At 60.9% G+C, this 19208-nt stretch carries 17 protein-coding genes; 11 read left to right on the forward strand and 6 right to left on the reverse strand.

Going from position 1 to position 19208, the window contains the following annotated elements; all coding sequences use genetic code 11:
• Window positions 1-198: 198 nt before the first annotated feature.
• The 4 genes from VGN12_19075 to VGN12_19090 all read right to left on the reverse strand — a co-directional run bounded on the left by VGN12_19075 (window position 199) and on the right by VGN12_19090 (window position 2440).
• Window positions 199-372, reverse strand: coding sequence for a hypothetical protein (locus VGN12_19075; GenBank protein ID HEY4311557.1), 174 nt, complete (start codon window positions 370-372; stop codon window positions 199-201).
• Window positions 373-892: 520 nt separating this feature from the next.
• Complete coding sequence (locus VGN12_19080) at window positions 893-1351, reverse strand: hypothetical protein (protein HEY4311558.1); 459 nt, start codon at window positions 1349-1351, stop codon at window positions 893-895.
• A gap of 284 nt (window positions 1352-1635) precedes the next feature.
• Complete coding sequence (locus tag VGN12_19085; protein ID HEY4311559.1) at window positions 1636-1851, reverse strand: hypothetical protein; 216 nt, start codon at window positions 1849-1851, stop codon at window positions 1636-1638.
• Window positions 1852-2137: 286 nt separating this feature from the next.
• Window positions 2138-2440 carry a hypothetical protein gene (locus tag VGN12_19090; protein ID HEY4311560.1) on the reverse strand — a complete coding sequence of 101 codons (303 nt, stop codon included), beginning with the start codon at window positions 2438-2440 and terminating at the stop codon, window positions 2138-2140.
• A gap of 348 nt (window positions 2441-2788) precedes the next feature.
• Between VGN12_19090 and VGN12_19095 the strand changes: the two genes are divergently transcribed.
• Window positions 2789-3445 carry a hypothetical protein gene (locus VGN12_19095; protein HEY4311561.1) on the forward strand — a complete coding sequence of 219 codons (657 nt, stop codon included), beginning with the start codon at window positions 2789-2791 and terminating at the stop codon, window positions 3443-3445.
• A 34-nt stretch (window positions 3446-3479) separates the two neighbouring features.
• Here the strand turns inward: VGN12_19095 and VGN12_19100 are convergent, their stop codons facing one another.
• On the reverse strand, window positions 3480-4130 hold the full coding sequence (locus tag VGN12_19100; protein ID HEY4311562.1) for a peptidylprolyl isomerase: 651 nt from the start codon (window positions 4128-4130) through the stop codon (window positions 3480-3482).
• 361 nt (window positions 4131-4491) lie between these two features.
• On the opposite strand from VGN12_19100, the gene VGN12_19105 reads away from it, so the two are divergent.
• The 7 genes from VGN12_19105 (at window position 4492) to VGN12_19135 (ending at window position 13546) form a co-directional block, all read left to right on the forward strand.
• A complete protein-coding gene (locus tag VGN12_19105; protein HEY4311563.1) occupies window positions 4492-5517 on the forward strand; it encodes a hypothetical protein in 1026 nt (341 codons plus the stop codon).
• On the forward strand, window positions 5514-6305 hold the full coding sequence (locus tag VGN12_19110; GenBank protein HEY4311564.1) for an ABC transporter ATP-binding protein: 792 nt from the start codon (window positions 5514-5516) through the stop codon (window positions 6303-6305). Before VGN12_19105 ends, VGN12_19110 begins: the two co-directional genes overlap by 4 nt.
• Entirely contained in the window at window positions 6302-8125 is a 1824-nt protein-coding gene (locus tag VGN12_19115; protein ID HEY4311565.1) for a hypothetical protein, read from the forward strand. Before VGN12_19110 ends, VGN12_19115 begins: the two co-directional genes overlap by 4 nt.
• Window positions 8126-8361: 236 nt before the next feature.
• On the forward strand, window positions 8362-9180 hold the full coding sequence (locus tag VGN12_19120) for a menaquinone biosynthesis protein (protein HEY4311566.1): 819 nt from the start codon (window positions 8362-8364) through the stop codon (window positions 9178-9180).
• 63 nt (window positions 9181-9243) lie between these two features.
• On the forward strand, window positions 9244-10347 hold the full coding sequence (gene mqnC, locus VGN12_19125) for a cyclic dehypoxanthinyl futalosine synthase (GenBank protein ID HEY4311567.1): 1104 nt from the start codon (window positions 9244-9246) through the stop codon (window positions 10345-10347).
• A gap of 138 nt (window positions 10348-10485) precedes the next feature.
• A complete protein-coding gene (locus VGN12_19130) occupies window positions 10486-11250 on the forward strand; it encodes an ATP-binding cassette domain-containing protein (protein ID HEY4311568.1) in 765 nt (254 codons plus the stop codon).
• A gap of 16 nt (window positions 11251-11266) precedes the next feature.
• Window positions 11267-13546: an ABC transporter permease subunit/CPBP intramembrane protease gene (locus VGN12_19135; protein HEY4311569.1), complete on the forward strand. Its 2280-nt coding sequence runs from the start codon at window positions 11267-11269 to the stop codon at window positions 13544-13546.
• Between the two features lie 236 nt (window positions 13547-13782).
• Here the strand turns inward: VGN12_19135 and VGN12_19140 are convergent, their stop codons facing one another.
• The gene (locus VGN12_19140) at window positions 13783-15912 is read right to left on the reverse strand and encodes a carbon starvation protein A (GenBank protein ID HEY4311570.1); all 2130 of its coding nucleotides are present in this window, start codon (window positions 15910-15912) and stop codon (window positions 13783-13785) included.
• Between the two features lie 305 nt (window positions 15913-16217).
• On the opposite strand from VGN12_19140, the gene VGN12_19145 reads away from it, so the two are divergent.
• The 3 genes from VGN12_19145 to VGN12_19155 all read left to right on the forward strand — a co-directional run bounded on the left by VGN12_19145 (window position 16218) and on the right by VGN12_19155 (window position 19197).
• Window positions 16218-17261, forward strand: coding sequence for a thioredoxin-disulfide reductase (locus VGN12_19145; GenBank protein ID HEY4311571.1), 1044 nt, complete (start codon window positions 16218-16220; stop codon window positions 17259-17261).
• 16 nt (window positions 17262-17277) lie between these two features.
• Complete coding sequence (gene asnS, locus VGN12_19150) at window positions 17278-18672, forward strand: asparagine--tRNA ligase (protein HEY4311572.1); 1395 nt, start codon at window positions 17278-17280, stop codon at window positions 18670-18672.
• Window positions 18673-18774: 102 nt separating this feature from the next.
• A complete protein-coding gene (locus VGN12_19155; protein ID HEY4311573.1) occupies window positions 18775-19197 on the forward strand; it encodes a rhodanese-like domain-containing protein in 423 nt (140 codons plus the stop codon).
• Window positions 19198-19208: the final 11 nt, after the last annotated feature.

A 19208-nucleotide genomic window follows, 5' to 3' on the forward strand; every position in this document is an offset into this window, starting at 1 on the left:
GTGGCCATGTCCCTTCTCGAGTCGCATGTTGATGTCGATGAATCGCTGGCGAATAGAGGCACCAGGCTCTTCTTTCCAGCGCTTTCGCAGATCGCGTTTTGTGGTCATGATTGATTTGAGGGTGTGACACGAACGAGGACAATTCCAGTTTCGCCGCGAAGTGAATTAATTAGAAGGAGTAGACGTCCTTCGTCCGCATCAGTCACCTTCCGAGGCATAGAGAATGCCCCGACCGTCGGCGATCCGCTCCACCGGTACAAGTTCCAGGATTGTCGATTGCCCGTGCAAGTAGATGTACAGCTCAGGATCGCCTACGAATAGATTCTTGAAACGCGATCCGCGTCGCTTCGCCACAAGGGACGAGCAGTCCATTTCACGCAAGCCGACCGTACCTGACCAATCGAGCACAACGGGGGGCGCGCCGACTCGCGAAAAGTCTTCTCCGATTGGCACAAGATGCGACGGTTCAATCCTCCAGCATACCTCCGTTTCTTCGACAGAGACGCAAAGACTCAATTCGCAATCGAATCGAAGTATCCAATCGGATAGAGTCCAGCAGGCATCAATGAATACGGAGCCTTCGAGGCGCGCCGCGCCATCGCGGGCGTTTGACATTTCTGAGTGGGCCTTGGCGTGTGCAATCGCCTGCTTGGGCGTAGCAAAACCTCGAATCGGATACGGCTTAACTCGTATGGGCTGCATTTGAGAGTTGGCATTCCTGTCCATCGGCGCGCACGTCGGGGCGCAAAATCAAGACGGGTGCCTGAATGAGGTTGCGTGCGCCCTGCCATGCGTGCAGCGATCGTCACCTAGACGTGACCGCGCGGAATCATTACTCGCGTCCGGAGGCAGCAACAAGGTAGAACGTGCCCATCTTGGCTCCAAAGAGATCCTACCCTGCAGGCATATTCGCCGGATTTCGGTGCCATGATATGCGCACACCTTCGATCGGAGTGCTATTTGCGAGCCAATCTGCGCTAGTTACCCCTTCTCGTCCTTGAAAATCTACTGTGCCCAAACTTTGAACGGAGGTCCACGCACTTTTGTCGACTCCGACAACGATTACTCTACCCTCTCCGAAGTGGTTCGCACCACTCACGATGCCAACACCAACCGCTCCAAAGTTCTTAAGCAGGGATTGATCGAGCAACAATCTGACAGTCATTCTCACCGCATTAACGACGTTGAATCTGGTTACAAATTGTTCAAGAAAGACAAGCCAAACGATGAGCATTCTCCGATTGTTAGAGCCGTCCAGTGCTATATCTTCGACTACGGGATCGCAATCCAGCATTTCGCGCAGCGACTCGACTGAAATCAGTGCGTGCCGGATATTCTCAAACTTTGTCATTTGAACCGGTCGCCGCGGTAAGAGAAATCTGCCCCACCATCTCTTTACACGCAATTATACATTCAGCCAAAGGCTCATTTCGCGCACGAGAATCTGCATAGGTGTCGCAGCCGTTCAAACAAAGACGGAACAAATTCTATTCCGATTGTCCGGCACTCGGACGAAGGCTGCTTTTCGACAGAGCCACTGTCGAACGAATGACTGGCGGCCCGTCAAGGCGCAACGCTCTACGGCATCTGAAGAGACGGCGCGCGCCCTGTGATGCGTGCAGCGCAGAGAATCCGCTACGCCAGTCCCGGCGTGCGGCGTGGCGCTTGCAGCAGGGCATCAGCTCGATCCAGCAAACGGCTCGCATGACTGGGTGCCCCCTCCGGATCGGACGCGATCAATGCGCCGCCGCAGTGCTGGCAAACCAGCCGCTTTCCCAAGTACTCGACGCGTACGTGCAACGCACGCCCACACGTCGGACACTCTTGTACAAAATATGTAGTTTTCGCCATCGGTATCTCCTTCTACCGGCAGGCCCGCCGCCCATTCTTGGACCCCGGTATCGTACCCGAAAAGGCGCGCTTTTCAATGTAAATCAGCTTACATTTCGGCCACTCATTCGGCATATACGCTCACTCGCTCCCCGCCGTTTGGGTGACCCCCAGCAGGCTGCGATTCTTGGAGAGACTTGGGCAACGTCGATCGGGTTCGCGCGACAGCGTAATCCTGCTATCGCGCCCCGACAACGATGCCCCACCGACCCCAGGAAGCGATCTAGCTTCTGCCGGCGTAAACCAGCTAAACCAGGCGAACGTGTGTTACGCGATTCTCAAGCACCCAGTTGAGCCAGTTTTCCTGTTCTTCCGAAAGCTCGACTTCGGTTCGATTCTCGCTATCTAGCGGCGACACTAGCAGAATCGCGCCAGCGTCATACCACGATTGGACCTGCTCGAGATCGAGCCAATACTCCCCGGATGGATCGGCCGGGCGGCCTGCCGTGTTGCTCACATCCATGAAATAAGCCACTTCATGGCGAAACCGCTCCGGCATCGCAAACGGCGCCAGCTCCGGATGATCGATTGACTGGACAAGCACCGCCATGACAAACCGTCCTATGTCCAGATGTACCGAACGAGCATCTTCCGAATCGTCAACCGGGCCGAGCGTAAAGCGCTGCTTCTCGCGGCTAACTCCGACGCATCCGGGGGGCCGATTATTCCGCTGACAATGCTAGCGGCTCGATCTTTTCACTCTGCCCCCGGGGCGGGCCGAATTTACCACGCAACCCAAGTGCCGACCAGCAGAAACGTCGATGATCCTTAGAGTCGGCCCGCCGGCCGTGCCGTCGGCGAGCTATGTTTTCCGTAGGCGAGCCTTTCAACCGATTCCATGCCTCGGTCGTTCGGGGCCGGACGGCAGCTCGATCGTATTCGACCATCGGTGAGACTTATGACTCACACAACGACGCCGCGCCGCTGGTTCTTGTTGAGCCTGGTCGCGGCTTTTGCTGGCCTGGGAACGGCGACGGCCGCGCCGCGCAAGGTCCTGCCCAGCCTCGACCAGGTCGAAGCCACGGTCGAGGGCTATTTTTCGCAACAAGCGCGCCTGCAACCCGGCGAGATCATCTCACGATCGCAAGTCCGCGCTGTGCTCGACCTGCTGCAGCGGCAGGGGTGGAAAGTTCCGCACCAGGCAGAACTACTGGAGCGCGTGCTCGACGATTCAGATCCGCTGGTGCGCGAGCTGCGCACCAAGGACGGCCGCAAGTTCTCTAAACAAATCGCGCACTTCCCACACGCCTACGATCGGCTGGATCGATTGGTGCGCATGCCGACCGGCAAGAGCATCCTGTGGCGATCCGTACACACGCCCGGCGGCTATCAGCTCTTTGAATACCTCACCACGGCGCCGGGCGGAAACGAGATGGGCCGGATGTTGATGAACGGTTCGGCAGGGCGCGATTTCAACAAGCCCACGGGCCGCATCTACACGACCTCGGGCTTGATCGCGGAATTGCGTCCGCGCTGGGAAGAATCGTGGAACGGCATCCGCGATATCCAGGCCCGCGCTCTGGATTTGAATCCAAATCGCATTCGTCAGCCGTAGCGTCGCATGACGGTTGCGATCGTCGAGAGCGCTTCTAGCGCGCCTTAGTGGCGGATTCGATCATCACGGTTTGGACCGGCAGCTTCGCGAAGTCTCCTTCGCTGTGCGTCGGCAGTTTCGCAATGCGATCGACGACGTCCATACCTTCGATGACTTCGCCGAAGACGCAATATCCGCACTGCTCAACCGTGTCAGCTTGATAATCCAAGGAAGGATTGTCGGCGACGTTGATAAAGAACTGTCCCGTATCGCTATCCATGCCGTCGCCCGGCCGTGCCATAGCGACTGTGCCGCGCCGATTCGACAGTCCATTATTCGATTCGTTGCGCAGGCTATAGCGGCCGCGCTTCTCAGTCAGGTCCGAGAGAAACCCGCCCGCCAACACGGCAAAGCCAGGCGTGACTTCGTGGAAGATCGTCTGGTGATAAAAGCCGTTCTCGATCTGCGACAAGAAGTTGTCGACCGTCAGGGGCGCCTTGGCCGAATTGAGTCGTACTTTGATCGGGCCTTGCGAAGTGTTCAGCACCACGGTCGGCTCTGCGTCGGCGTGCAGCGCGCTACCGACATCCACCGGCGTTGCGACGGGCATTTCGGCCTGCTGCTCGCTTGTCCCCTTCTCCGCCCGACTGCACCCCGCGGCCAGGGACAGCACGAGCAAACCACGGATTAACCTGGGGTGATTCATACGGTTCACCTTCGCTTGAGCGTTTCGTCACTGCGAACCGGCGGGGCGTTTCCACTCGGGCGACAATCGTTGATCGATCGCCGCCGAACGACCCGAGGCTCAATCAATACGTGCCAGCCCGATGCAACGTCCCACCGGGGCGGCGTACTATCCGAGGATTGGGCGATTTTGGCAAGGGCGGTTCGCACGCCGGCGGCCAAAGCCCAGAATCGGCCGTGTCTTCTGTGGCTGGCCTCTGTGAGGCCGGGATTGGGGTCGCCGACCCCCGGCTACAGAAATAGAGGCCCGCTAGTAGCTTTTTGCTACAATGGTTTATTGCCACCCAGGCCAGGATCGCAGGGCGTGTCGAGGTCCTATCGTCGTGTTCAATCGCGGTTATAGCATCGCCATTCTCGCCTTCTGGCTCGCCTCGATGGGGTGGCTGGTCAAGGAAAAGTTGCTGCCCCCATTGCTGGTAGGCGATCCTCCCAGCTATCGCACGATTCTCGCCGCCGAGCAGGATAGTCGACCCACAGCCTGGGAGATCCTGCTGAACGGCCGCAGCCTGGGGGGCGCGGTCACCAGCGTCGAGCATCTGCCCGACGGCATCAATCAGATGCGCTGCCGCGTCAGCTTGCAGCAGTTGCCGCTCACGGAGCTTACGCCCGCCTGGCTGACGGCGTTCGTCAAAATCCTCGATTCGCGCAGCGCCGAGGGCGAAGCCATTATCGCCGTCGAGAGCGAGGCGATCATCGACTTCGACCCCTTAAACCGGCCGATCCATTTTACTTCGATCACGAAGATCGGCCCGCCCGACCGGGATGCGCCCCATCGCTCGCTAATGGCCGGCGTCGAGTTCAACATCGTCATGCGTGGCAAGGTCGAAGGGGATGTGATGCACATCGTGATGCGCGCCGGCGAATTGGAATATCACACCGATCTCGACATGCCGCACGACGCTTTGATGGGGGATGTGCTGTCGCCGCAAACCCGGCTCCCCGGCCTGCGCGTCGGACAGACGTGGACGGTGCCGATCTACAGCCCGTTCCGCCCGCCGACATCCCCGGTGGAAATCCTGCACGCGGCGGTCGAGCGCAAAGATCCGCTGTTCTGGCACGATCGCATCGTGCCGGCGCTGTTGGTCGTTTACCGAGGCGATCCTGGGCTGGGGCTCACCAGCAATCAGGCTCCCCGCGCCCAGATGTGGGTCGCCTACGATGGCGAGGTCGTCAAACAGGAGATAACTTTGTTATCCTCCTCTCACATGACGTTTGTGCGCTGCGATCCTGACGCGCCGATACCGGCCCATCTGTTGCCTGACACCTCTCTGCCGCTGCGGGTTCCTCCCAGCGGAATGGAAGATTTGCCCGAGACGGAAACGCCCGCTGAGGCCGAGAGTTCGCCATGATCGAGTTTTGCAACGTGAGTCGCAGTTACGGCCGCAAGCTGGCCGTGGCCGGCTTGGACCTGGTCGTAGGAAGCGGCGAGATCTTCGCCTTTCTCGGCCCCAACGGCGCCGGAAAGACGACCTCGATCAAGATGCTCGTCGGCCTGCTGCGCCCCAGCGCCGGCAACATCCGCGTCTGCGGCTTCGACGTTGTCACCGAATCGCGCCAGGCCAACAGCCGCGTCGGATACATTCCCGACGAACCCTATCTGTACGAGAAACTGACAGGGCGCGAGTTCTTGCAGTTCATCGCCGGCATGTACGGTCTGCCTGGGCGCTCGGGCGATGAGCGCATCTCGCGCGAGATCGGCCGCTTCGAGCTGGCCGATTTCGTCGACGATCTGTGCGAAAGCTATTCGCACGGCATGAAGCAGCGCGTCGCGCTGGCGGCGGCCCTGCTGCACGACCCCGAGGTGCTGGTCCTGGACGAACCCACCGTTGGGCTAGACCCGCGCACGATCCGGCTGGTGAAAGACCTGCTGCGTGCGCACGCCGTGGCCGGGACGACAATCTTTATGTCGACGCATTCCTTGTCCCTGGCCGAGGAACTGGCCGACCGGATCGGCATCGTCGATCGCGGTCGCTTGCGCTGCATCGGCACGCTCGCCGAGCTGCGCGCTCAGTCGTCCACCGGCCAGCAATCGCTCGAACAGCTATTTTTGCACCTCACGGCGGGCGACACCGCGAGTCCCTCGGCCGAAGGCCCGGCGATCTCCCGATCCGCGCACGCAAGTGACCCCAGCGCATGAATAGCGCCAGCCGTGATTCCTGGAATGCACCCACTCGCACGAGCGAAATCGTTGCGCCGGCCCGGCCCAAACTTGTCACGATTGGCGCCGAGGCCGACGTGTTCTCACGGCTGCGACGCAACCTGCTGAGCAACATCGTTCGCCAGGCTTTGGCTGTGTCACGATTGCGCGCCTCGTTGGCCGTGTTTCTTACCGCCTTTCTCTGGGCCGGCCTATTCCTGCTGTTCGTGCTCGGGTTTCGCTTTCTCGACGATGCCATTCGCGAGCCTGATACCCACGACGAGACCGTGCGCGCCGTATACAGCGTCTTCTTCGCTTCGCTGACGATCATGCTCATCATCTCGACGGGCATCATCATGTACAGCGGTTTGTACCGCTCGGACGAGGCCACCTTCCTGCTGACCACGCCCGTGCGGTCGCAGCGGATTTTCCTGCACAAGTTTCTGCAAGGCATGCTCTTCAGCAGTTGGGGCTTTTTATTGCTCGGCAGCCCAATGCTGGTGGCCTACGGCGTGGTGGTCCAAGCGCCCTGGTTCTATTACGTCCTGTTGTTGCCGTTCATGAGCGCCTTCGTGGCCATTCCCGGCGCGATCGGCGCGATCGCCTGCATGCTGATCGTGCGCTTTCTGCCGACCAATCGCATTCACATTCTGGCGCTCGCGGCCGGGCTGGCTTTGACCTTGGGGGTGGCGCTCGTCTGGTCGTTGGCCAGCGTGCAAAACCACGAATTGCTAACGCCGGACTGGTTCCTGGAAATGCTCGCGCGCCTGAGGACCAGCGAGAATCGCTTGCTTCCCAGTTGGTGGCTCAGCTCCGGATTGCTCGAGGCGGCCCGCAGCGGGTGGCGCGAAGCGGCCGCCCGCGCGGCCCTGTTCGAAAGCGTGTTGTTCCTGGCCGTGATGATCTCGAATGCGCTTGTTCTGCATCAAATCGCGGTCTGGACGTCGGGGCGGTTTTATCGCTCGGGATATAGCGTGCTGTGTGCTGAGCATACGGTGCGCCGCAAACGCAAGCTGGCCTGGATCGATCGCTTCATGGGGGTGGTACTCCGTCCGCTGGGCATCCGTCTGCGCTTGCTGATCATCAAGGACTTGCGTCTCTTCCGCCGCGATCCCGTGCAGTGGTCGCAATTCCTGATTTTTTTCGGCCTGTTAGCGCTCTACTTCCTCAACACGCGCCGCCTCAGCTATGACGTCAACTACATGACCTGGGTAAATATCATCAGCTTCTTAAACCTGGCCGTGGTGGGGCTGATCTTGTCGACGTTCACCACGCGATTCATCTTTCCGATGATCAGCCTGGAAGGGCGCCGCTTCTGGATCCTGGGGCGGCTTCCCGTTGGGCGCGACATGATTCTGTGGAGCAAGTTTCTGTTCGCCGCGCTGGGCTCCCTCGTTCCCTGCATGACGCTGATCGTGCTCAGCGACCTGATGCTCGGCGTTTCACGGCTGGTTATCCTGGTACACATGCTGGCGTGCGTGCTACTCTGCTCTGGGCTCTCAGGCATCGCCGTCGGCCTGGGGGCCAAGATGCCCAACCTTCGCGAGGATTCGCCCGCCCGGATCGCGGCCGGCTTTGGCGGCACGTTGAACCTGGTGCTCAGCGCCGCCTATATCGTGGCCCTGGTCGTCATTACCACCGTGCCCAGCCATTTCTACTTGCTGGCAAAGCAAGGGGGGAATCAGTCGCTGCAGCTCGATCCTCATCGGCAATGGATCTGGTTAATCGCCGGGGTCAGCGGCGGTTTAGTCTTAGGAGTCGTGGTCACTATCGCGCCGCTGATCATCGGCATTCGAGCGTTTCGCAAGCTTGAGTGTTGAACGCTCGCCCGCGAGTGAATGCTCGCCCGCGGTCGAGTGGCAGAGCATCCCTGCGGGCCACGAAACGACCGGCCCGCAGATTTTGCCCAGCTCATACGGTGTACGGCCATGGCTCTTGGCAACCCTTTTCGGGCCGTGCCGCCCGCCTATAATGAGGTCCCTTGCACCGCGCAACTCGGGCATCGACAGGCGAAGCGGAACGATCGCGGCCCGCGGCCGCCGTAGGAGAAACGACGATGGAGGCCCGAAACCGAATCCGCATTGGTGCGGTCAGCTATCTCAATACCAAACCGCTTGTCTACCAATTCGAAAACTTCGCCCCGCAGGCTGAGCTTGTCTTCGACGTTCCCGGTCGCCTGGCCGATGATCTAACGGCGGCCCGCCTGGATGTGGCGCTCATCCCGTCGATCGAATTCTTTCGCGATCCCTCGTATGTGATGATTTCCGACGCCTGCATCGCCTGTCGTGGGCCGGTGCTGTCGGTGAAGTTATTCGCGCGGGTGCCGATCGCCGAAATTCGCTCGCTGGCCCTGGACGCAGGCTCGCGGACCAGTGCCGTGCTGGTGCAGATTCTGCTCGCCAAGCGGTTTGGCGTTCGTCCTCGCATTGAATCATTGCCGGTCGAGTGCGGACTGGCCGACACGCAAGCCGACGCGGTGCTGTTGATCGGCGACCGCGCGATTTGCTCTCCCGCAGGGCGCTATGCCGCAGTGTGGGACGTCGGGGATGAATGGTGCCAATGGACCGGCTTGCCGTTCGTGTTCGCCATGTGGGTCGCCCGGTCGGGCTGCGAATTGGGTGGCATCGAGACGGCCCTCAGCCAGGCACGTGACGCCGGCCTGGCCCAACTCGAAGAGATCGCCGCGGCCGAGGCGCCGGCACTGGGACTGACGCGGCCGGAATGCCTGTCGTACCTGCGCGATCGCTTGCACTTTCAACTGGGCCATCGCGAACGCGAGGGGTTGGCGTTGTATCGGCGCCTGGCTGAGGAACTGCAACTCATCGGCGGCGCGGCGAACTATGCCGATGAACCGGCCGGCTCGGCAACTCCCTGAGACCGCTCACCATCATGCCAGGCGTGCTTCGCCCGGCTCGACAATCTGCTGAGGAAAATCTTCGTGGTTGCTTCGATCGACAAACTGCTGGACAAAGCCGTGGCCGGCGAGCGCCTCACGCCTGAGGAAGGGTTGCAGTTGCTCGAATCGCGCGACTTGACCGCCCTGGGGCGCGCCGCGGACGCCGTCACCCGCCGCCTGCATCCCGAGTCGTATCGCACCTACAACATCGACCGCAACATCAACTACACGAACGTCTGCTCCGCGGTCTGCGACTTTTGCGCGTTCTATCGCAAACCGAAGAGCCCCGAAGGTTACGTGCTGGATCGTGACGTCGTGATGACCAAGATCCAGGAAACGATCGACCTCGGCGGCGACCAGATCTTGATGCAAGGGGGCATGAACCCCGATCTGCCGATCGAGTGGTACGAGGATTTGCTGCGCGACATCCGGGCGCGCTTTCCGCAGATCAACATTCACGCCTTCAGCCCTCCCGAGATTCACGCACTGACAAAGGTCGCGAAGCTGCCGCTGCGCACCGTGCTCGAACGCTTGAAAGCGGCCGGGCTCGGCAGCCTGCCCGGCGGCGGCGCCGAAATCCTTGTCGATCGCGTGCGCAAGGGAATGACGCGCGGCAAGGTCATGACCGACGACTGGTTGAATGTCTGCCGCGTCTGGCACCAGATGGGCGGCCGTGGTTCGGCCACGATGATGTTCGGACACATCGAGACTCTGGCCGAACGGATCGAGCATCTGGACCGATTGCGCCAATTGCAGGACGAAACCGGCGGTTTTACCGCCTTTATCTGCTGGACCTTTCAACCCGATCATACCGATCTGAGCCACGTGCCACGCGCCGGCTCTCACGAGTATCTCAAGGTGCAGGCCATCGCTCGGCTTTATCTCGACAACATTCCGAATATTCAGTCGAGCTGGGTCACGCAGGGGCTGAAGATCGGCCAATTGGCCCTGTGCTACGGGGCCAACGACATGGGCAGCCTGATGATCGAGGAGAATGTCGTCGCCTCGGCCGGCACGGTGCATTACCTGACGCTTACGCAAATTCGCGAGGCCATTCAGGAACTAGGGTATGAACCGCGCCAGCGGAACGTGATGTATGAATTGATCGACGAAAGCCCCCCCGCTCCTCAGCCGGCGCTGGCATAAGCTAAGCTGTACTAGCTCAATGCTTTCCTGTTCGCTGGGCCGTGCGCGTCGATCGCGGCCGGACCACCCCAACAGCAACGGGGTGAACGAAGGAACGAATCTGCCGTCGATCGTTGCAACCGCGGGTAGATGCCGGCCATGATCCACGTCGAGAATCTCACCAAGGTCTACGCAGACTTGCGGCGCGGCAAGTTTATTGCGCTGCATGGCATCGGCTTCGAGGCCCTGGCCGGCGAGATCTTCGGCCTGCTCGGACCCAACGGCGCTGGCAAGACCACGGCCCTGCGCGTCATCGGCACCATGCTCCGTCCCACGTCGGGCACGGTGCAGGTCAACGGTTACGACGTGCTGACGCAGGCCTCGGAAGTGCGCCATCAGATCGGCTTCGTCTCGGCCAATACCGGCATGTACGACCGCATGACCGCCTGGGAAGTAGTCGAATACTTCGGCCGGCTGTTCGGCCTGGCCGACGACGCCTTGCACGCGCGGATGGATCACCTCTTCGATCGATTGAAGATGAACGAGATCCGCGACGTGTTGGGGTCGAAGATGTCGACCGGCATGAAGCAAAAGGTCTCGATCGCTCGCGCCCTGGTACATGATCCTCCGGTGCTGATATTCGACGAAGCGACGAACGGCCTCGACGTGCTGGCGGCCCGGGCCCTGCTGGACACCATCACCGAGCTGCGCCGGCAAGGCAAATGCGTGATCTTCTCGACGCACATCATGCGCGAGGCCGAGAAGCTGTGCGATCGCGTGGCGATCGTCGATCGCGGTACGATCCTGACCAGCGGCACGCTCGAAGCCATTCGCGAGCTGCATCACGAACACGATCTGGAAGAACTGTTCTTCCGCCTGATTTCCACCCACGACGAATCGCATCCGCAGCGCGCCGCCTCTTGAGCGATACGGCTCCCCTATGAACTGGACGAACGTAAAAGTCATCTTTCTCCGCGAGGTGCGTGACCAGCTGCGCGATCGGCGCACGCTGTTCATGATCGCGGTGCTGCCGGTCGTGCTCTACCCGCTGTTGGGGATGAGCATGTTCCAGGTGACGCAGTTCGTCCGCGAGCAAACCACAAAGATCCTGGTCGTCGGCGCCAACCGGCTGCCCGAGACGCCCCCGTTGTTCGAGGAGGGGCATTTCGCCGAGCGCTGGTTTCTCGCCCCCGATTCAAACTTGGACGCCGTCGTCGATGAAGGTGAAAGCCCGCACGGCAGGGCGCGCCCCGCAAACAGCCACGTGCTGGCGGTCGATTTTCTGCCGGACGAGCGGACGACCGATGATGACAAGGCACAGGTCGACATCTGGCGCGCCGCCCTGGACAGCGGCAAGTACGACGCGGTGCTCTACTTCCCGCCCGATTTTGCCGAACAACTGCACAAGCTGCAGGAAGCCATCCGCGCCGATCGCGCGATTGACGTCGAATCGATTCCGATCGTCAGGGTTCCTCGTCCGCAAGTATTTTTCAGCACTGCATCGGAAAAATCGCAAGTCACGCTGAATCGCGTCGAGCGCGTGCTGGGACGATGGAGCCAGGAACTAGGGCACGAGAACCTGACCGCCGGCCATATTCCCGAGAACACGGCCGCGCCGTTCATGCTCACCAGCCGTGATCTGGCCGACAAAGGGCATCGCGACGCGGCCCTGTGGTCGAAGATCCTGCCGTTTCTCTTGTTGATCTGGGCGCTGACCGGGGCGTTCTATCCGGCGGTTGACGTTTGCGCTGGCGAAAAAGAACGCGGCACGCTCGAGACCCTGCTCTCGAGCCCTGCCGAGCGTATCGAAATCGTGTGGGGCAAGCTGCTGACCGTGATGCTGTTCAGCATGGTGACCTCGGCGCTCAACCTGCTGAGCATGGGGATCACGGGCACGGCGTTGTTGAGCCAGTTACCACGCTTCGGAGCGCCCCCTCCCTTGGCGCCGGTGTGGTTGTTGATTGCCCTGGTGCCGGTTTCGGCCTTGTTCAGCGCGCTGTGCATGGCGCTGGCCAGCTTCGCCCGCAGCACGAAAGAAGGGCAGTACTACCTGATGCCGCTGGTGTTGGTGACGTTGCCGCTGGTGATGCTGCCGATGTCCCCCGGTGTGGAATTGAATCTTGGCAATAGCCTGATCCCCGTGACCGGCGTGGTGTTGCTGTTGCGCGCGATGCTGGAAGGAAACTACTCCCAGGCGCTCGTCTATGGTCCGCCGGTGGTCATGGCGACCCTGGCTTGCTGTTTGCTGGCCATCCGCTGGGCGGTCGAGCAGTTCAATTCCGAGACGGTGCTGTTCCGCGAGAGCGAACGACTGGACGTCCGCCTGTGGTTCCGGCAATTGATGCACGATCGCGAAGACACGCCCACCGTGGCCGGGGCGGTGTTCTGCGGCGTGCTGATCTTGATGATTCGCTTCTTCATGGGTTTCGCGCTGCCGCAACCGCAAAACTTCACGGAAATGGCGCGGCTGACGCTGGTCTCGCAGTTGGTCGTCGTGGCAACGCCCGCGCTGTTGATGACGATCATGCTGGCCCGCAGCCCGAAGCAGACGCTGCTGTTGCACCGGCCGAACGTGGCGGCGCTGCCGGCGGCGGTTCTCTTGGCGCTGTCCATTTATCCGATCGCCGGGTGGCTGACGGTCGTCGTGCAGCAGCTCTATCCGCTCAATCCCTATTTGAAAGAAGCGTTGGCCGGCCTGATGACCGATCATCCGGCGCTGTGGAAAATGCTGCTCGTGATCGCGGTTACGCCTGCGATTTGCGAAGAGCTGGCCTTCCGCGGCTTCATCCTGTCGGGCTTGCGTCACCTGGGCCGTAAGTGGCGGGCCATCGTCGTCAGCAGCCTGTTCTTCGGCATCACGCACGCCGTATTTCAACAGTCGATTATCGCCTTCCTGTTGGGCTTGGTGATTGGCTACATCGCCGTGCAAACCGGCAGCTTGTTGCCTGGCATGCTCTATCACGTCACGCACAACAGCCTGATGGTGCTGACGCTGGCCCTGACGACCGAGACGATCCATAAGTACCCAGTTCTGGGCTACATCATGCGAACCGCGCCCGATGGCGAAGGCCACATCGCCAACATTCCGATGGTGATCATCTCAGGCCTGATAGCCGCAGGGCTGTTGTATTGGTTCTGTCGACTTCCGTACGCCAAAACGCCGGAAGAATCGCTCGAAGACGCCATCAAGCAACACGCTACCCGCGCCCCGATGGCATAACGATTCGGTTGCGGGCGTTCCGGGAGCCGTGTCTTCAATTGCGTGTGGTATTCACGCAGCAGTATCCAGCCCCGTAGTGGCGACAGCGTGTAGCCGTGGGCGCGAGCCCACGGAATCATCTCCGGGGCTTCTGTCGCATTACGCGCCGGTTTACCGTGGGCTCGCGCCCACGGCTACACTATGCCGCCCCTCCGGGGCTAAACCATCGATACGTTCGACAGTACGACCAGAAATTCTCAATGCTGCGTCTGCGCGGCGCCCATCACGCGGCGCCAGCGCAGCACCGCGTCGATCAGAATCACCAATACTGATCCAACCATGAACACCGTAAAGAAGATGTTCAACGATCCTTGCATCAGCAAACGCGTGCTACTCTTCTCCGCGCCGTCGCGGATCATGTTGATGAACGGACCGTTGATCATCCGATAAGCGGCCGTAAGGGTCGACGCCAAAACAAACAGCATCGGTACGACCGTCAGCGGTGCATAGCGCGCACGTCCGGCGTTGATCATCACCGTCGTAACGACCGACAGTGCGATCACGGCCAGCATCTGATTGGCGATGCCGAACATCGGCCAAATTGTCTCAATCGAGCCGGTCCAAATCAGCCCACCCCAGCCGGCCGTGACCAGCCCGGTCGAGATCACGGCTCCCGGCAGCCAATCGGTTCGGTCGAATGGTTTGTAGATTTTGCCGAGCGCCTCTTGCAGCAAGAAGCGGGCGATGCGCGTGCCGGTATCGATCGTCGTGAGGATGAATAGCGCCTCGAACATGATCGCGAAGTGATACCAATACTTGATCACCGCTTCGAGATTGACCGCGCCCCCCGCCACGCGATGCATGGCCGTGGTGAAAATCTGCGACATGCCCACGGCCAACGTCACGGCGCCGCCGGTCCGACCGCGCAACGACTCACCACCGACTTGCCGCTCGATCTCGGGCAGGTTATCGGTCGCGGCGCCCAGTTCGGTCAGCCGGTCGGCATACTGTTCCACCTTCGAGAGATCGATATTGATCGCCCAGTAATCTCCCTGCGGCAGGGATGCCGCGGCCAAGAGCGCCACGATGCCGACCAGTCCCTCGATCAGCATCGCACCATAGCCGATGGTGCGGATGTGGCTTTCGCTCGTGATCATCTTTGGCGTCGTGCCCGACGCGACGAGTGCATGAAAGCCCGAGATCGCACCGCACATGATGCAGATGAAGCAAAACGGAAAGATCGGTCCGTTAAAGTATGGTCCACCCCCCGCGGCGAACAGCGGGTTCACCATGGGCGCTTCGAGCTTCGGATCGGCCACGATCATGGCCGCCACCAGCAGGATCACGGTGCCGATCTTCAAGAAGCTCGACAGGTAATCACGTGGGCATAACAGCAACCACACCGGCAGCACCGATGCGACGAAGCCATAGATGCAAATGGCCCAAATCGTTTCCTCGCGCGATAACGAAAAGTACGGCTCGAGCGCCGATCCCGGGATCCAGTTGCCCGCCACCGTAGCGGCCAGCGTCGCCGCCGCGCCAATCAAGGATGCCTCGACGACATGCCCCTTGCGGATCTTGTACATGTACAGCCCGATCAAGAGCGCGATCGGCACTGTACAGGCAATCGTGAACGTCCCCCACGAACTGCCTGCTACGAACTGCTTGGATCCGGCCGGCAGCGTTACCGCACTGCCGGTGTGCTGAAAGACTTCGGCCGGCTTCGTCACAGCTTCGGCCGGATGATCGACCGCGACCGAGAACTCTTCGCTGCGCGTCACTGTGGCACCGCCGGCGTAAGTGATCTTCGATCCGGCCGGCAAATGCGCGACGTAGCGCGAACCACTGTCGTCGACCTCGATCGCATGGTCGGCCGGCGCTTCGAGCACGGTGCCGGCCGCCAGCTTGATCTCCTCGCCGCCGAGCGCCTTCACCACGACCACTCCCAGCCCCGAGAGCGCGATCACGACGACGAATAGAATTGCCAGCGAGGCGGTCGTGCCGGCCACGGGTCCGATTTCGGCCCGCGCGATTTCGGCCAGCGAACGTCCGCCGCGGCGCACGCTGGCGGCCAGCACCAGCATGTCTTGCACGGCGCCGGCGAGGCACACCCCAACCACCAGCCAAATCAAGCCAGGCAGATAGCCGAACTGGATCGCCAACACCGGTCCGATCAACGGTCCCGCGCCGCTGATGGCCGCGAAGTGATGGCCGAACAGTACCCACTTGTGCGTGGGATGAAAATTCTGGCCGTCGTTGAATTCGAACGCCGGTGTCACCCGGCTATCGTCCAGCACCGCCACGCGTGCCGCCAGAAACGCGCTGTAGTAGCGATACGCAATCGCCAGGATGCAAAGGACGCCGATCATGATGGGCATGGCATGCATGGCGATAACCGTCTATCTGTAGGGTGCCCTGTGGGCACCATGATCGAAAAACATGCGGTGTGCGCACGACCGCGAAAGAGAATAGTGTCCTGCCCGACGCCCAATTCGTTGGAGTGCGCTAACGAACGCTCTTAAGCCCGGTGCCGGGTTGGCAACACACGATATCCATCCCAGTGTGTACAGGCAAGTTCCAGCACGGTAGACCCACGCGCGACAGACCCTATAATTCCTGCTTCCGAGACAAAAACGTCCGCGCAGGACGAAGCTTTCGTTGGGATCGAAATCACAGCAAGGAGCGCATCACCGTGGCTGAAAAGGTCGTGATCATTGGCAGCGGGCCGGCAGGCTGGACCGCGGCCATCTACACAGCGCGGGCCAGTCTCGAACCGCTTGTTTTCGAGGGAGCAATCACCGAGGACAACCGCATCAGCGGCACGCTGCCGCTGGGCCAATTGGCACTCACGACCGAGGTCGAAAATTATCCCGGCTTTCCGTCCGGCGATCTCGGCGCGTACCTTGATAATTCGATCGAGAAAGGCCGCCGTGGCACCATGGCCCCGCACGAGAAGGAGGGCGTTAGCGGACCGGAATTGATGGAGCTGATGCGTCAGCAGGCCACGAATTTCGGCACGCGTATCGTGACCGACGATATCGTCGACGTCGATTTCTCGCAGCGTCCGTTCCGACTCACCGCCTCGAGCGGGCAGGTGTTCCACGCTCATGCCGTGATCGTGGCCACTGGGGCCCGGGCGAACTACCTGGGGCTGCCCTCGGAAGAGGCGTACAAGAATCGTGGTGTCAGCGCCTGTGCCGTGTGCGACGGTGCGCTGCCGCGGTTTCGCAACAAGCCGTTGATCGTCGTCGGCGGTGGCGATTCGGCCGTCGAAGAGGGAACGTACCTCAGCAAGTTCGCCAGCCGGGTCCACCTGATTCATCGCCGCGACGAACTGCGCGCCTCGAAGATCATGGCCGACCGCGCCAAGAACGACCCCAAGATCACAATCGAGTGGAATAGCGCCGTCGACGAAGTGGTCGGCAACGATAAAGAGGGAGTCACCGCGGTGCGCATCAAGAGCACCACTGACGGCGCCGTGCGCGAGGTGCCGGCCACCGGCATGTTCGTGGCGATTGGCCACACGCCCAATACCAAGTTTCTGGAAGGCAAGCTCGACCTGACAGCGAAGAAGTACATCAAGTGGACGGTCCCGTTCCGCACGAACACCAGCGTCGAAGGGGTGTTCGCCGCTGGTGACGTGGCCGACGATAATTATCGCCAGGCCATCACGGCCGCCGGCAGCGGCTGCATGGCGGCGCTCGACGCCGAACGCTGGCTGGCCGCGCACGAATAGACACAAAGGGCATCGCATGGAAAGCATTCGCGTCGCCGAAGCACGGAAGGAAGCGGCCGTCGGACGACAGGTTCGGCTGCAAGGTTGGATTCGCACCCGCCGCGACAGCAAAGGGGGCTTCAGCTTTCTCGAAGTCAACGACGGTTCGTCACTGGCCAATGTACAGGTAATCGCCGACGGCACGCTCGCCAACTACGAAAGCGAAGTGAAGCACCTGGCCGCCGGCGCCAGCGTCACGGTCGAAGGGCTCGTCAAGGCATCGCCCGCCAAGGGGCAAGCCACCGAGGTTCAGGCCGAGCGTGTGATCGTACACGGCCTGGCCGATCCCGAGACTTACCCGCTGCAGAAGAAGCATCACTCGTTCGAGTTTCTGCGCACGATCGGCCACCTGCGGCCGCGCACGAACACTTTTGGCGCCGTCACGCGCGTGCGCAATTGCGTCAGCCGCTCGATTCACAATTTCTTTCAGGAAGAAGGCTTCCTCTACATTCACGCGCCGATCATCACCGCCAGCGACTGCGAAGGGGCCGGCGAGATGTTCAAGGTCTCGACCCTCGACCTGGCGAAAGTTCCGAAGACGCCGACCGGCACGGTCGATTACGCGCAAGACTTCTTCGATCGTCCGGCGTTCCTCACCGTCAGCGGCCAGTTGCAGGCGGAAATCTTCGCCTGCTCATTGGGCAAGGTCTACACGTTCGGCCCGACGTTTCGCGCTGAGAATTCCAACACCTCGCGCCATCTGGCCGAGTTCTGGATGATCGAGCCCGAGATGGCCTTCTTCGAACTCACGGACAACATGGACCTGGCCGAGCGCTTCCTGAAGCGCATCTTTCGTGATGTGCTGGCCCAGTGTTCCGAGGATATGGAATTTTTCCGCGAGCGCGTCGACAAGACAGTAATCGACACGCTGACAGGCATCGTCGACAGCGATTTCGTCCGACTGTCATACACCGAGGCGGTCGACATCTTAAAAGGCTCGGGGCAAACGTTCGAATTCCCCGTCGAGTGGGGGCACGACCTGCAAGCCGAGCACGAGCGCTATCTAACCGAGCAGAAATTTCAGAAGCCGGTCATCCTGTACGACTATCCGAAAACGATCAAAGCCTTTTACATGCGCCTGAACGACGATGATCGCACCGTGCGGGCCATGGACGTTCTGGTCCCCAAGGTGGGTGAGATCATCGGCGGCAGCCAGCGCGAAGAACGGCTCGACGTGCTCGAGCGCCGCATGCAGGAGCAGAAACTCGATCCGGCCGCCTACTGGTGGTATACCGACCTGCGCCGCTACGGCACCGTGCCGCACTCAGGCTTCGGCCTGGGCCTGGAACGCATCGTGCAATTCATCACCGGCATGGGCAACATCCGCGACGTAATCCCCTTCCCGCGCACACCCGGAAGCGCGGAGTTCTAGTAGGCAAAAGTAGGGTGCGCTGTGCGCACCATGACCTTCTATCAGACGTTCACCTGTGTAAAACGATCATGGTGCTCACAGAGCACCCAACGGAGAACAAACATGCTCCCACGCCTCGCATCGCTCGCGCTAGTCATGGCAATTTCGCTCTCAGCCGCCCGCGCATCAGCCGAGCCTGAGCACACGAAAGACTCGCTCGACACGGTCAAGCATCAGGTGGAAGAGAAGAAGGCGGTGTTGCTCGACGTCCGCGAGCAAAAGGAATGGGACGCCGGCCATGTGCAGGGAGCGGTGCTGGTGCCGCTGGGGGATTTGGCCAAGAAATCGAAAGACCCGGCGTTCCTGGCCGACCTGGAGAAGAAGCTTCCGAAAAACAAAACCGTCTATTGCCACTGTGCCAAAGGAGGCCGGGCCTTGATCGGGGCCGAAACGCTCGAGAAGCTTGGCTATAAGGATGTCCGCCCATTGAAGCCTGGCTACAAGGATTTGATTGACTCCGGCTTCCCCAAAGCCGAACCTCGATAAGCGAGCAATCA

It is taken from the genome of Pirellulales bacterium (assembly GCA_036499395.1).
Taxonomy (GTDB): Bacteria; Planctomycetota; Planctomycetia; order Pirellulales; family JACPPG01; genus JACPPG01.